General features: G+C 33.8%; 13 protein-coding genes. 10 read left to right on the forward strand and 3 right to left on the reverse strand.

What is annotated here, in order from left to right; genetic code table 11:
- The first annotated feature begins 32 nt into the window (after positions 1-32).
- Complete coding sequence (locus CUL_RS0101410) at positions 33-1,112, forward strand: NAD/NADP-dependent octopine/nopaline dehydrogenase family protein (protein WP_005587495.1); 1,080 nt, start codon at positions 33-35, stop codon at positions 1,110-1,112.
- A gap of 214 nt (positions 1,113-1,326) precedes the next feature.
- Here CUL_RS0101410 and CUL_RS0101415 read toward each other — a convergent pair whose 3' ends face one another.
- Both CUL_RS0101415 and CUL_RS0101420 read right to left on the reverse strand, forming a co-directional pair.
- Positions 1,327-2,379 (reverse strand): sigma-54 interaction domain-containing protein, encoded by a 1,053-nt coding sequence (locus tag CUL_RS0101415; protein ID WP_005587494.1) that lies wholly within the window; start codon positions 2,377-2,379, stop codon positions 1,327-1,329.
- Between the two features lie 21 nt (positions 2,380-2,400).
- On the reverse strand, positions 2,401-3,327 hold the full coding sequence (locus tag CUL_RS0101420; RefSeq protein ID WP_025640298.1) for a MurR/RpiR family transcriptional regulator: 927 nt from the start codon (positions 3,325-3,327) through the stop codon (positions 2,401-2,403).
- A 162-nt stretch (positions 3,328-3,489) separates the two neighbouring features.
- Between CUL_RS0101420 and CUL_RS0101425 the strand changes: the two genes are divergently transcribed.
- The 7 genes from CUL_RS0101425 to CUL_RS0101455 all read left to right on the forward strand — a co-directional run bounded on the left by CUL_RS0101425 (position 3,490) and on the right by CUL_RS0101455 (position 11,830).
- Positions 3,490-4,602: a Rossmann-fold NAD(P)-binding domain-containing protein gene (locus CUL_RS0101425; protein ID WP_005587491.1), complete on the forward strand. Its 1,113-nt coding sequence runs from the start codon at positions 3,490-3,492 to the stop codon at positions 4,600-4,602.
- 385 nt (positions 4,603-4,987) lie between these two features.
- A complete protein-coding gene (locus CUL_RS0101430; RefSeq protein WP_157752603.1) occupies positions 4,988-6,628 on the forward strand; it encodes an ABC transporter substrate-binding protein in 1,641 nt (546 codons plus the stop codon).
- A gap of 100 nt (positions 6,629-6,728) precedes the next feature.
- A complete protein-coding gene (locus CUL_RS0101435; protein WP_005587489.1) occupies positions 6,729-7,676 on the forward strand; it encodes an ABC transporter permease in 948 nt (315 codons plus the stop codon).
- A 31-nt stretch (positions 7,677-7,707) separates the two neighbouring features.
- Positions 7,708-8,529 (forward strand): ABC transporter permease, encoded by an 822-nt coding sequence (locus CUL_RS0101440; protein ID WP_236616413.1) that lies wholly within the window; start codon positions 7,708-7,710, stop codon positions 8,527-8,529.
- A gap of 37 nt (positions 8,530-8,566) precedes the next feature.
- Positions 8,567-9,526 carry an ABC transporter ATP-binding protein gene (locus CUL_RS16455; protein WP_330216551.1) on the forward strand — a complete coding sequence of 320 codons (960 nt, stop codon included), beginning with the start codon at positions 8,567-8,569 and terminating at the stop codon, positions 9,524-9,526.
- Positions 9,527-9,539: 13 nt separating this feature from the next.
- Positions 9,540-10,538, forward strand: coding sequence for an ABC transporter ATP-binding protein (locus CUL_RS0101450; RefSeq protein ID WP_005587486.1), 999 nt, complete (start codon positions 9,540-9,542; stop codon positions 10,536-10,538).
- A gap of 104 nt (positions 10,539-10,642) precedes the next feature.
- On the forward strand, positions 10,643-11,830 hold the full coding sequence (locus CUL_RS0101455) for a M20 family metallopeptidase (RefSeq protein WP_051403471.1): 1,188 nt from the start codon (positions 10,643-10,645) through the stop codon (positions 11,828-11,830).
- Positions 11,831-12,277: 447 nt separating this feature from the next.
- Here the strand turns inward: CUL_RS0101455 and CUL_RS19845 are convergent, their stop codons facing one another.
- A complete protein-coding gene (locus CUL_RS19845) occupies positions 12,278-12,469 on the reverse strand; it encodes a transposase (protein ID WP_005587483.1) in 192 nt (63 codons plus the stop codon).
- Positions 12,470-12,660: 191 nt separating this feature from the next.
- Here CUL_RS19845 and CUL_RS19260 point away from each other — a divergent pair, with 191 nt between their 5' ends.
- Both CUL_RS19260 and CUL_RS16460 read left to right on the forward strand, forming a co-directional pair.
- Positions 12,661-12,822, forward strand: a complete 162-nt coding sequence (locus tag CUL_RS19260; protein ID WP_168080238.1) for a hypothetical protein — start codon at positions 12,661-12,663, stop codon at positions 12,820-12,822.
- A gap of 474 nt (positions 12,823-13,296) precedes the next feature.
- Positions 13,297-13,605, forward strand: coding sequence for a transposase (locus CUL_RS16460; protein WP_236616414.1), 309 nt, complete (start codon positions 13,297-13,299; stop codon positions 13,603-13,605).
- Positions 13,606-13,799 lie beyond the last annotated feature (194 nt).

Consider the following 13,799-nt stretch of genomic DNA (forward strand, 5'->3'; position numbering starts at 1 on the left):
CAAAAATATCAAATATTTAAGGGGGTCACAAAATGAAAGTTGCAGTACTAGGTTCAGGAAGTGGAGGATGTGCAATTGCCTTTGATTTAGCTCAACATGGTTATGATGTATATTTATTTGATTTTAAGGAGTTTTCCACAAATGTAAAGGCTATAGAAGAAAAAGGTGGAATAACAAGCACTGGAATACTAGAGGGATTTGCTAAATTAAAATATGCTGGTACTGATATAAAGACTGTTGTTGAAGGGGCAGACTTAATATTTATAGTTGGACCAGCCTATAGTACAGAGCCTTTTGGAAAGGCAGTTAAGCCTTATTTAGAAAAAGGTCAAATAGTCATAGTATGTCCAAGCTCCTGTGGCGGAAGCATTATATTCAAGAATGCTATAGGTGTAAGTTTGGAAAATGACGACTATATAGTTGCAGAGACAAGCACATTACCATATGCAGTAAGAGTTACAGAGCCAGGAAGTATCAATGTGTTCTTGAAGCTAAAGGATGGTTTATTGATATCAGCTGTACCTAGCAAATATACAGAAAAAGTATACAGTTTAACAAAAGATGTTTATCCATCATTAGTTCCTGCAAAGAATGTACTTCAAACAACGCTACAAAATGGAAATCCAATTATTCACCCTTCAGTATCCTTATTGAATGTAGCGTTGATTGAAAGAACAAATGGCGATTTTTACTTCTACGAAGAAGGAGTTACGGAAGCTGTTGGTAGGCTAATGAAGGCTGTAGATGATGAAAGACTGGAAATAGGCAAAAAATTAGGAGTAGAAATAATCAGAGATCCAGAGATAGGAGTTAGACAGGGATATATGCAAGAAGCTACTTATGATAAGGGATTTTCAAAAGCCAAAGGATTTAAAGGAATAAAGGCTCAATCTGGTTTGGATTATAGATATTTCAACGAAGATGTTGGTTATGGGTTAGTATTCATGACTGACTTGGCAAAACATATTAGAGTAGAGACACCTATAATGAATTCTGTAATTAACATAGTTTCCAAAATAATGGAAAGGGATTACAGAAGTGAAAGCAATAGAACATTGAAAGCTCTAGGATTGGATAAATACGATTTAGAAAAGTTAAAGGAAATATTATAGAAATAAGAGAGCCAAGGTAAACCTTGGCTCTAAAGTATGAATGAAGATTTTCTGCTGTTTTCAAAATCCTATCATTAATTTTATTTCTTAATACTTCCTTTGATAATATTGATATAAAAAATTCTCCTTTCTAGCCTAAATCTTATTTTGATTCTTGCCAGAAAAAAGAATCTTGTTTCCCAAAAGCCAATGTTGCAGCATGATAATTTTGGCTTTAATCTTTATTATTTTCAAAATATGTAGAGATTTTTCTAGATAAAGTTGATGGAGAAACTTGTAAAACCCTTGCAGCTTTTCTTATACTTCCATATCTTTTGACACTATTTAATATTACTTTTATTTCATAATTAGCTACAATCTCTTTTAAAGATAATTTTTCATCAAATTCATACGATTGTTCATAATTTTTCTTTTCTATAGTATTATATTTTTTCGTAGCGAAAGATGAATAAGTTAAATCTTCTTCTGTAATGGTTTTATCTAGAGATATTAAAGCCAACCTTTCAATAACATTTTTTAATTCCCTAACATTCCCAGGCCATTCATAATCTATTAAATTTTCCATAACCTTAACAGAAACTTTTTTGTCCATATTATAGTATTGATTATAATAATCTAAAAAATATAATGCAAGTATTGGAATATCTTCTTTTCGTTTTCTTAAAGGAGGTATATTTATCGGTATGACATTTAGCCTAAAATATAAATCTTCTCTAAAAAGGCCTGCATCAATCCTATGCTCCAAGGATTTATTTGTAGCAGATATTACTCTAACATCGGAAAACAGTTCTTCATAACCTCCAACTTTTGTATATTTTCCATTTTGAAGAAACCTAAGCAATTTAGGTTGCAAGTTCACAGGCATTTCACCTATCTCATCTAAAAGAAGGGTTCCTTTATTGGCTAATTCAATAATCCCTTGTTTTCCAGTCTTGAGAGCACCAGTAAAAGCACCGGGTTCATATCCGAAAAATTCTGATTCTAATAAATTCTCGGGAATTGCAGAACAATTTAATTTAACAAAAGGTTGGTTTGTCCTATTACTATTTTGGTGAATCAATTCAGCTACCATTTCCTTTCCTACCCCTGATTCGCCGTATACTATTATTGGAGCATTAGTTTTTGCAACTCTTATACATAAATTTAATAAATTTAACATGTTTTTATTAATCGTAACGATATTGCCTGTTTCAAATTGGGAAAAATCCTTTGGAGGAATGATGGAACCATGTTTATCTATATTGTTTTTATAATTATAATCTTCCACGTATATCACCCCCAGATTTGTTTAAAAAAAGAATCCCATATCTTTGGCAATATCCTCAAATTCATTAAGATACTTTAAAGTTTTTTCTTCATCATATTGACTAAGTAGTATGACTAATATATTGACTATAGAAATTGGAACTGCATAAGAATCTGTAAAAGATACACTTTCGTAGGGAACTGTTAAAACTAGATTTGAAAAATGAGCTAAAGGAGACATAAGGTTATCAGTAATAGATATTATTTTAAAGTTCTTCTTTTTAAAGAAATTAAGGGCTCTCACCGTTTCTTTTGGATATCTAGCAAATCCAAATGCTAAAACAAGTGCATTTCTTTCAATGGCAACTATATCATCAAAATTTTCAGTTCCTCCGGAGATGATTTTTCTTGTTTTTTTGCCTATTCTGTTAAATATATATTCTGCGTATATTGCTATAGGGGCAGAAGCCCTAGTGGCAACTACTATCATATCTTCGGCATTTATAATTTCTTCCATGATTTCTTTTAATGTTTCTACATCTATTGAACCTAATAAATTGGTAAGATTCTTAATTTCCTTAGATATTACCATTTCTGCAATCCTATTAATATCAATCTTTTTTAAATCCATGGAGATTTTAAATCTTTCAGTAGACTTTAATTGGGCCATAATAATTTGTCTTAAATTATTTCTAAGACCCTCATAATCACTAAATCCTACTTTCGAAGAAAAACTATTGATGGATTTTTCATCTAAATCTAGTTCCGCACATATTTCATCAATATTCATAAAAGAGACTTTTTTATAATTTTCTCTTATATAACCATAAATTTCCACATCCTCATCTGTTAGTATATTCTTATTTAAATCTATGCTAGAAAAAAACTCTTCCTTTGTTTCAAACTTTATATCCATACATTCACCTTCTTTATAATTTTCTTTAAATATATATTCTATACTAGTATTCAAACTCCTCTTTTTTAGTCACAAATGTTGCAAAAATAGAATATGTTGCAAAAGTAGGACAAAAAATAGGTTAAGAAAACTGAAAGTTGCACATTTTGCACCATAATAAACATGGCATTATTATTGCATTTAATATATATGAAAAAACATTCTGGAGGTGCTTGCATGATTGTAAAAGAAATAGGTTTTCCAGTGATACATAATTTCCCTGGAGATATAAGGGAATTTACTCCCGCATTATTTAAATATCTTAACAAATTTAAACATTTAAATTTGTTTTTAGAGAAGGGATATGGAGAGAGATTAGGCTTTACAAAAGAAGATTATATTAAAGAGAACTCTAGGATTAAGTTTGTGCCTTTAGATGAAGTATATAAAAAAGATATGTTAGTCTCAATAAAAAACCCAGATTTAGAGAACCTAGAAAAGTTAAAGGAAAATTCCTCTTTATTTACTATGATCCACTATGATACACGCCCTAAAATGGTTCAGTTGATTAAAAGAAAGGGTATAAAGAGTTTCTCTATGGATTCCGTAGTTGATGATTACGGATTGAGAATGTTTGTTGATTATTATGGCACTGCATACGGTGGGTGTGAAATTGCATTTGATGTGTTAAAAGAAACCATGCCAGATTTCTATTCTAAAGACAGAGAACCTTTGATAGTTTCAATTTTAGGGGCAGGTGGTGTAGCACAAGGTTGCATTAAATCAGTTGAAGTATTGGGAGATAGGGAATTTCTAGGAAAGGGCATTCCTGGTGTAATAGGCCAGGCATTGACAAGGACTATTACAAACGATGAAAAAATATTAAAAGAGATTTTGAAAAAAACTAATATATTAATAGACGCTACAAAACGACCGGATTATTCTAAACACATAATTAGAAATGAAATATTGGGTTATCTACCAGAAAATGCCGTTATACTAGATCTTTCAGCAGATAGATATGATACCAGTGTTGATCCACCTTTAGTAAGGGCTCTGGAAGGAACAGTTAGGGGTACACCGGCTCATAAGATAATATATCCTGACGATGAACTATATGATGAATTACCAGATTTTGTTGACAAGACAAATAGAAGAATTACCGTAAGTTGTGATGCTTGGCCTAGTGTTAATCCAAAAAAATCATTGGCATATTATGAAAACATGATAAGAGATTATTTTAATGTTTTATTAACAAAAGATTTAGATGATATTAATGAAGAAAGTGACAATATCTTTGAAAGGGCATTATATAGGTCCACAATTGAATACTTTTTAAACAAAAAATAAATAAGGAGAAATTAATATTTGCAATTAAAGTTATAAAACTATAATAGTTTGCTATTTGTTGATTTTCTTTTCGAATAATAGATCAACTAATGATCATTATATACACTTGAGTATATTTTGGTCCCATAAGGTTTATCGTTATATTTTCGTTTAGATATTTGAATAAACATTATTACATAACTCACCTTATTTAGACAAATTTCAAACAATTTGTTAAAATTAAAATTAACAGAAGATTGCCTAAAGTCAAAATAATAATAAAGACTTCAAATGGAATATAGATGTCAAATTGCTAAAGGATATTCGAGTATCATACAACAAAGGAGAAGTAAATTTCTTGATAGGGTTAAAGTTTAACGAAAAAATAAAATTGGGAGGGAAAAAAGTGAAATCAAAATTAATGAAGTTGATTACTTTAATGATGGTTGTTCTTGTAGCTTTTACAGGTTGCAAGGGCAACACAGAGGAGACAAAAACATCTCCAAATGATACTGAAATAATGGCGAGTACTGAGGATTTTAAATTTCCAGAGCGTTACCATGGAGATTTAATAATCAGTACAAGTGCAGTTGCCACAACAATGGATGCTCATCAGACAAATGGACTTATGGCAAACTTTCAATGGGCACAAAATGTATATGAAACTGCTCTCGTAACTTCTGACAGTGGCGAGATTTATCCCCTTACATGTGATTATGAGTATTCTGATGACGGTCTTACCTTAAAACTTACTATGTTACCAGATAGGTATTTTTCCGATGGTGCTCCTGTTACCATTGAAGATGTTGTATCATCCATAGAGAGGGCAGGTAAATATCATTCTGCTTTTAAGGAAGCCTTTATCGATTTAATTGTTGATACTAAAATTGAAGATGATAGTGTTACCTATACATTCAGTGAGTATAATTCTAATACAATGTATCTACTTTCAGACGTAAGAGGGCCAGTGTATATTATGCAGAAGAGTCTTATAGATGAACTTGGCGAAGATGGAGAAATTACAGAACTTTCCCAAGTTATTGGTAGTGGATGTTATACACTTACGAAGTTTGAGCCTGATACAGAGATTGTATTGACAAGAAACGATAAATATGTTCCTGTTGAAAGTGATGGTACTGGTCCTGCAGCACCACGTTATGGCTATTGTGATACTATTATTTTCTCTGTCAACGTTGACGCTACATCAAGAACTGCTGGTATGATTGCAGGGGATTATCATTTAGGTTCTATTATCAGTGACATGCAAGAGGAAGCAGAAAAGGTTGGTTTAAAAAAGATATATCTTGAAAATGGTTGGACACCAGCAATCTTCTTCAACCTTCACGAGTCTAACTCTGATAATCCTGTATATGATAAGAATTTCCGTAAGGCTGTAAGGGCTGCATTAGATATGGAGGCTATAATGCTTTCTATAATGGAAAATGATGAAAAAGGTTATACTCTAGTACCTAGCCCAGTATTTCGTGATAGTGTGTATTTTAATGATATTTTAGCAAATACCGAGTGGAATATAGCGGATAAGGAGCTTGCTAAGAAGTATCTTGAAGCATCTAACTATAATGGTGAGACAATCAAATGGTTATGTTCACAAAGTGCATCCTTCTATAAAGCTGCTGTTGTAGGTGTACAGATGCTTAATGATGTAGGTATCAATGCAGAGATAATGCTTGTGGACAGCGGTTCCCATAGTACTATGAGAGGAGACCCAACAACTGGGCATGATATAGGAGCTTGGGAAACTCAAAAAAGCTTAGTACCTACTGATCAGACTTCCTTTGTGACTGGTACATCCGGTGGTTGGTGGGATAACGAAGAGAGGACTAAACTTCTCGATATCATGTATTCTACAAAAGTGGGTTCCCAAGAGAGTATTGAAGCATATGAAGAATTCTGTAAGCTGGCCGCAGAGGAAGTGCCATGGATTGATTTTGGTGAGAAGATGACCATTTCATATTCTGTACCAGAACTAGAACATAATTATGAGGGATCAATTGCTTATTATTGGAATAGCTACTTCACTAAGTAAAATATTAAAATGATTTCATTAGTTTCATGGCTATAATGCAGGAGAGGACTTTCGTCCTCTGCTGCAATTTAGTTTGTCTATAAGAAGGGTGGTAATTTCTTTGCTTAAGTTTATTATTAAGAGAATTTTATCTTCTATTCCTGTTATTCTGGTAGTTATAACTTTTGTATTTTTCATTATGCGTGTCATTCCTGGAGATCCAGCTATTTTGATACTTGGTGATGAAGCAAATTCAAAAGATGTTGAAATTCTTCGTGAAAAGATGGGTCTTAACGAACCTCTGTTGGTACAGTATGTTAATTATGTAAAGGATATACTGACTGGCAATTGGGGGAATTCCTATTACAACAATGAATCTGTGTTTAAAAACATCAAGGATCGACTTGAACCTACAGTGCTTATTGTTATTTACAGTACCCTTATATCTATATTTTTAGGTGTTCCATTAGGGATACTTGCAGCACGCTATAGAAATACGTTTCTTGATTATACGCTGACTACAGCATCAGTATTTGGTTTGTCTATACCCATGTTTTGGCTTGGTATCATGATGGTATTTTTGTTTGGGGTAAAGCTCAGGTGGTTTCCTGTACAAGGATATAAGGAGATCCAAGAAGTTGGTCTTAAGACTGCACTGTATTATGTGAGTATGCCTTCTATTGCCTTAGGATTACAGTCTGTTGCTAGTATTGCGCGTTATACCAGATCTGCAATGCTTGATGTATTGAACAATGACTATATCAAGACTGCACGAGCAAAGGGCCTTCCAGTAAACAAAGTATTTTACAAGCATGCTTTAAAAAATTCACTATCTCCTGTAGTAACACAGATTGGATTTTCAATGGTGAGCATGCTAGGCGGTGCAGTAGTAATAGAAACAGTGTTTAATATTCCAGGCATGGGCAAATTAGCGTATGATTCCCTAATGAGACGTGACTATGCGCAAGAGCAAGCGATTATTTTGTACATGGCCTTAGTGTTTGTATTTGTTAATATTATTGTAGATATCATCTACAAATATCTTGATCCACGTATTGAGCTTGACTGAGGAGGTTTGTAACAGTATGGAGAAGAGAAGGATGAAACCTAGTGCATTTTTAAGGCGTTACGGAAGAATTATTATTGCTGGTACAGTACTTTTCTTGATTGTACTAGTTGCATTATTTGCTAATAAGATAGCAACACACGATCCTTATGCCATAGACATGTACAATGCCAAGATTAGGCCAAATGAGGAACATATTATGGGTACAGATATCTATGGCCGTGATATTTTCTCCCGTGTAGTACATGGTACTCGCGTATCCCTTTTAGTAAGTGCATCTGTAAACATACTTTCCATTATTATAGGTACTATAATTGGTTTGTTAGCAGGTTTTTATAAAAAAATTGATAAAGTGATTATGCGAATTATGGAGGGCATTAGTGCATTACCAATGATATTACTTGCGATAGTACTTGTATCTGTACTTGGCAGAGGTGCCATTAATATAATCATAAGTATAACAATAGTTAATTTACCAGGGATTGCAAGACTCGTGCGTAGTCAGGTTCTTTCCATAAAGCAAATAGAGTATATCGAAAGCGCAAGGGCAATGGGTGCATCAAATTTACGTATAATATTTAAATATGTGTTGCCACAGTGTTTGTCACCCTTGATAATACGTTTCACGAATGGCCTGGGAAGCACAATACTTACTGAAGCATCACTGAGCTTTCTTGGTGCAGGCCTTGATCCAAGGATACCAAGTTGGGGTGGTATAATCAGCGAGGGTAAAGGCTTGGTTATGACTCATCCCTATATTTGTGCATATCCAGGTTTCGCCATAATCATAACTGTACTTACGTTTTGTATACTTGGTGATGGCGTGAGAGATGTACTAGATCCAAAGTTAAGATAGGAGGGGAGATGATATAATGAATGAAACAAAGGCAGAAATGATTCTTAAAATTCGTGATCTAAAACTATTTTTTGATGGTGATTATGGCACAACACAGATATTGAATGGAATATCATTTGATGTCAAAAAAGGCGAGACCTTAGGCATAGTAGGAGAATCTGGTTGTGGCAAGAGTATGACGGCAATGTGTATAATGCGTCTTTTGAAATCCCCACCTGCCCGTATAGAGGGAAGTATAGAGTTTTGTGGCAAAGATTTGCTATTATTTTCAAAAAAAGAAATGCAGAATGTACGTGGGAATGAAATTTCTATGATATTCCAAGATCCTATGACTAGCCTTAACCCTGTTTTTACAGTTGGAAACCAACTTGAAGAAGTATTTATGCTACATCAAGGTATGTCAAGACAAGAGGCACGTAAGCAAACTGTTGAGGCACTACGTATGGTTAATATACCAATGCCTGAAAAACGTGTAAAGGATTATCCACACCAGATGTCTGGCGGCATGAGGCAGAGGGTTATGATAGCTATGGCACTGGCTTGTCAACCAAAGCTTCTTATTGCAGATGAACCAACGACTGCTTTGGATGTTACCATACAGGCACAAGTTCTAGATCTTATGCGTAATTTGCGTGACGAGTTAGGTACGTCCATTTTATTTATTACACATGATCTTGGAGTAGTATCAGAAATGTGCGAGAGAGCTATAGTGTTCTATTGTGGCGAAATCATGGAGGAAGGACCTGTTTCTGAGTTGTTTTCTAATCCTAAACATCCGTACACAGAAGGGTTATTATCAGCATTGCCTCGGATTGGACAAAGGAAAGATAAGCTATACGTTATACCAGGCATGGTTCCACCTGCTGGGCAATTTCCTACAGGTTGCGTATTCGTAGAACGTTGTAAGTATGCCAAAGAACGTTGCCATGCTGAAAAGCCAGATATGGTACGGTTGGATGAAAAACACACCGTAAAATGCTTCCGTTATCAAGATTAAGGAGGGGAAATCAATGGAGTATCAAGAATATCAAGAGTATAAAGAAACGGATACCCTTCTAAGGGCAAGAAATGTGACAAAATGGTTTCCTATAAAAAAGTGGTTTTTTGAAGAACAAAAATATGTTAGGGCTTTAGACAAGGTGAGTTTAGAAGTTTACAGTGGTGAAACCTTAGGTATAGTAGGTGAGTCTGGTTGTGGCAAATCTACACTAGCCCGTACTTTGCTAAGGCTTATTGAACCTACTGATGGTATTATCGAATATAAGGGAAAAAATTTGCTTCAAATGGACAAAAATGAATTACGTAAGGCACGAAGGTATATGCAGATAGTATTTCAGGATCCTTACAGTTCCTTGCATCCAAGAATGAAGGTAGGTCAAATTATTGCTGAACCTCTTAAGATTAATGGGCTTATAAAGGATAAAGGTAAGCGTAGAGAACGTGTATTGGAATTAATGGAAATGGTAGGCTTAGACAGTTCATATGTTGAGCGTTATCCCCACGAGTTTTCAGGTGGTCAGCGTCAAAGAATAGTAATAGCCCGTGCATTGGCTACTAACCCCAGTTTACTTATATGTGATGAGCCAGTATCTGCCCTTGATGTTTCAGTTAGAGCTCAGGTGCTAAATTTGCTGAAAGAGCTTCAGGAAGAATTGAAACTAACATATTTATTTATAAGTCATGATTTATCTGTTGTAGAACATATCTGTAATCGTGTAGCTATAATGTATCTAGGACATATAGTTGAAATTGGAACCACTGATGACATATTCACCAATCCACTTCACCCCTATACCAAAGCATTGTTGTCAGCAATACCACTAATTGGTCAGAGTAGTAAAAATCGAATAATCTTGGAAGGTGACATACCTAGTCCTATAGATCCACCTAAGGGTTGTAGATTCCATACAAGATGTTCTCATGCAAAAGAAATATGCAAAACTGATATTGGATTGTCTGATATGGGAAATAATCATTTTGTTGCTTGCCATAGGGTTCATGAGATTTGATTTCAATATTTGTTATTAGACATATATCTATGTTGAGCTGATAGAAATTGTGATTTTTCTATAAGTTTCGTTTATAATACAGGATGCAAGAAGGAGGTAGGGCAATGGATGAGATGAAGAAAATGTTATGCCATGATGTAGAAGAAATGAATGAGGAATTATTTGAACTTGCAAGTTTTATATTTGATAATCCTGAGTATAACTATGAGGAATATAAAGCAGCGGAGTTATTGACAAATTATCTTAGAAAACAGGGATTTACTGTTGAAACTGGCGTGGCAGGATTGCCAACAGCATTTCGTGCAGAATGGGAGAATGGAACAGGAGGTCCAGTTATAGGATTTTTAGGTGAATATGATGCCCTTAAGGATCTAGGACATGGTTGTGGGCATCATCTACAGACACCAATCTGCATAGGGGCAGCACTTGCAGTGCGAAAAAATATTCAGGATAAACCATATAAGTTAGTTATATATGGTACTCCAGCAGAAGAAACTACAGGTGGTAAATTAATAATGGCTAAAACCGGTTGTTTTAAGGAACTAGATGTGGCCTTTGCATATCATTCTGCCGGTGCCACAAGGGTACCTACTAGTTCCAAGGCTTTACAGTCTATATATGTTACTTTTCATGGGAAACCGTCACATGCATCAGAATCACCTGAACTTGGACGGAGTGCTCTTGATGCAATGGTCTTATCATTTAATGGATTAGAATATTTGCGTGAGCATATTAAAGATGGATGTAGAATACATTATACAATTAAAGAGAGCACAGGGCCAAGTAATATTGTCCATGAGATTGCAAAAGCAGCATATACCCTTCGTGCTCCTGATAAGATATATCTTGAAAATATGGTTAAGCGGTTTGAAAAGATTATTAAGGGTGCTGTCCTAATGACGGAGACCACATATGATGTTAAATATAATTTACCATTTCACAATATCATACCTATTCCAGTGTTAAGAAAAACAGTATTGAATAATGCAGTGAAAATGAAATTAGATGATATAGATTGGAGCAAAGATTCTAGCGGAGGAGGATCTACAGATTTTGGAAATGTTTCATGGATAATACCTTCTGTAGTGATATATACAGATTATTGTGATGCTCCATCTCATACTCAGGAATGGGTTGATGCTGGAAAGACAGAAAAGGCTCGTAAATCTTTGGTAATTGGTGCCTCACTGCTTGCTATGTCAGTATATGATCTTATAAATTGCCCTGATTTAATAGAACAGGCCAAAAGTGAGCTAGAAAAAGCGAAAAAAGCGTTAGAAAATAGGGAATAGTGGCTGTGTAAATAATTTTGTATATTTTCATTCTTTAGATAATAATTGGCATTAGAATACGAAGTTATAAAATGTAATATTTGGTCGATAATTAATCTTTCAGGGGGCATTTGATATAGTATATTATTTCCTGTACTTGCAATAATATGCTTGATCTTACCCAATAACAGGATAAGGCAATACTGAGGAGTAACCTGCGCGGTTATTGGATTTCTATACAGGAACGGATGGTTTAGATAAAATATCCGTTTTTATCTATCCGTTCCTGTCAGAAACAAGGCGTTAAACCTTAGGAGTTTGAGGACAGAGTCTCCAAGCTATGCCCCTTTGTTTAATACTTCTGCAAATAGTATCTTTAACTAACTTATTACTAAATCCCAGTTTGGATACGTTTTGGTCCACTTTTGCTAACTTTTTCAGTTGCAAATACAACATTTTCAATAAACTTTAATCATTAGGAAATATTAATTTTGTTTTTGTTACTTTTTTAAATTGACAGTGTAAACTTTCTATGACATTTGTAGTATACATAATCTTTCTAATAAAGTCTGGAAATGCAAGAAAATTTATTAGATTATCCCAGTTTTCTTCCCAGCTGTTAATTGTATTAGAGCGCTTATGCCCTTGTTTTTCTCTCATACCTTGTAATGAATGGCATCCATAAATATGAATGAATAGATACTTTCAAGTGGTCTATTTGCTATTCTGTTACTACTGGAATAGTTCTATTAGGTATATTTGAAACCATATCAGCAGATACATCAACATCATATAGATTTTTAATTTGTTCTGATATATCCTTTGTAGTCATGTCAGTGGCATCCTTTCTTATGAAAACAATTAAATCTTCGACACCTTCGGAAACAGAAGAGATGAGGTTTCATCAAAGGGTAGTTAAATATGCAATTAAACATGATAACAATGCAAAAACAACTAGAAGACCTTATTCCCATTCTAATCAACATACACAGGAGGAATTGACCTTAATATGACAAAAGCACCGTTATCACCGCCATGAGAGCCTGGCGCAAGTATATCGTAAGCTAAAAGATGCAGGCTATACAAGAACCTATAATTCCATGTGCAGGTAAATAAGAAAAATGAAATTAAATACACCAAAGAATCAGGAGATATAGTAATAGATATAATAATATAGCAAGAAAAATATTAAATTTTAAAACACCAAATGAAATAGTTGAATAATATTACTCTAAAAATGCTGCTTAGGATGATATTAAAAATAATTATCAGCAATTTGAAAAAATCACAGCATTATTCAGAGAGAACTTTTCAGAGGTCATGTTACAAATGTTTGACTTCTCTAGATTTTTTAGCATTAGAAGTTAGAATTAAGCATATTATTAAGTTGTAAATTATGGTATAATACATACGAGTATATCTATTAAGCCCCCTAACCTATTTGGACAATCGCACACTAATTTAGTAAAATAAAAATTAATGGGAGGTTGTCTAAATTGAGAGGTAAAGGTAAAAGATATCCAGAAGAATTTAAACGTCAAATTATTAAGGAAGTAGAAGAAACTGGTAATGCTACATTAGTTGCCAGAAGACACGATTTAGTCCCTGGAACTGTTACCCGCTGGGTTAGGGAGTCAAAGAAAGAAAATGGACTAATTCCAAATTATAATTATTCCAATAATATTAATGCTAAATCCCTAGAAGAAGAAAATGAGCAATTAAAAAAATTATTAGGCGAAAAAGATTTAGAAATTGCCATTCTTAAAGACCTTTTAAAAAAAACGAACCCACAATAGAAGATAAAGTTAATATTGCGAAGAAATGGATTGATTTAGGATATACTGCAGTTACTGTCCTTAAAATTCTTGGATTAAGTAGGTCTACCTATTATTACAATATTAAAAAAAGAACTAAAACTGAAGATATGAATGAAGATACAAAAATAAATAAAGGCGGTAAGACCAATTCCTGGTTACTCTTTTGATAAAGA

It is taken from the genome of [Clostridium] ultunense DSM 10521 (assembly GCF_000511955.1).
GTDB lineage: Bacteria > Bacillota > Clostridia > Tissierellales > Tepidimicrobiaceae > Schnuerera > Schnuerera ultunensis.

Coding starts and splice junctions, on each gene's coding strand:
- CUL_RS0101410 (WP_005587495.1), top strand. CDS start 33: ATGAAAGTTGCAGTACTAGGTTCAGGAAGTGGAGGATGTGCAATTGCC.
- CUL_RS0101425 (WP_005587491.1), top strand. CDS start 3,490: ATGATTGTAAAAGAAATAGGTTTTCCAGTGATACATAATTTCCCTGGA.
- CUL_RS0101440 (WP_236616413.1), top strand. CDS start 7,708: ATGAAACCTAGTGCATTTTTAAGGCGTTACGGAAGAATTATTATTGCT.
- CUL_RS16455 (WP_330216551.1), top strand. CDS start 8,567: ATGATTCTTAAAATTCGTGATCTAAAACTATTTTTTGATGGTGATTAT.
- CUL_RS0101450 (WP_005587486.1), top strand. CDS start 9,540: ATGGAGTATCAAGAATATCAAGAGTATAAAGAAACGGATACCCTTCTA.
- CUL_RS0101455 (WP_051403471.1), top strand. CDS start 10,643: ATGGATGAGATGAAGAAAATGTTATGCCATGATGTAGAAGAAATGAAT.
- CUL_RS19845 (WP_005587483.1), bottom strand. CDS start 12,469: ATGAGAGAAAAACAAGGGCATAAGCGCTCTAATACAATTAACAGCTGG.
- CUL_RS19260 (WP_168080238.1), top strand. CDS start 12,661: ATGAAAACAATTAAATCTTCGACACCTTCGGAAACAGAAGAGATGAGG.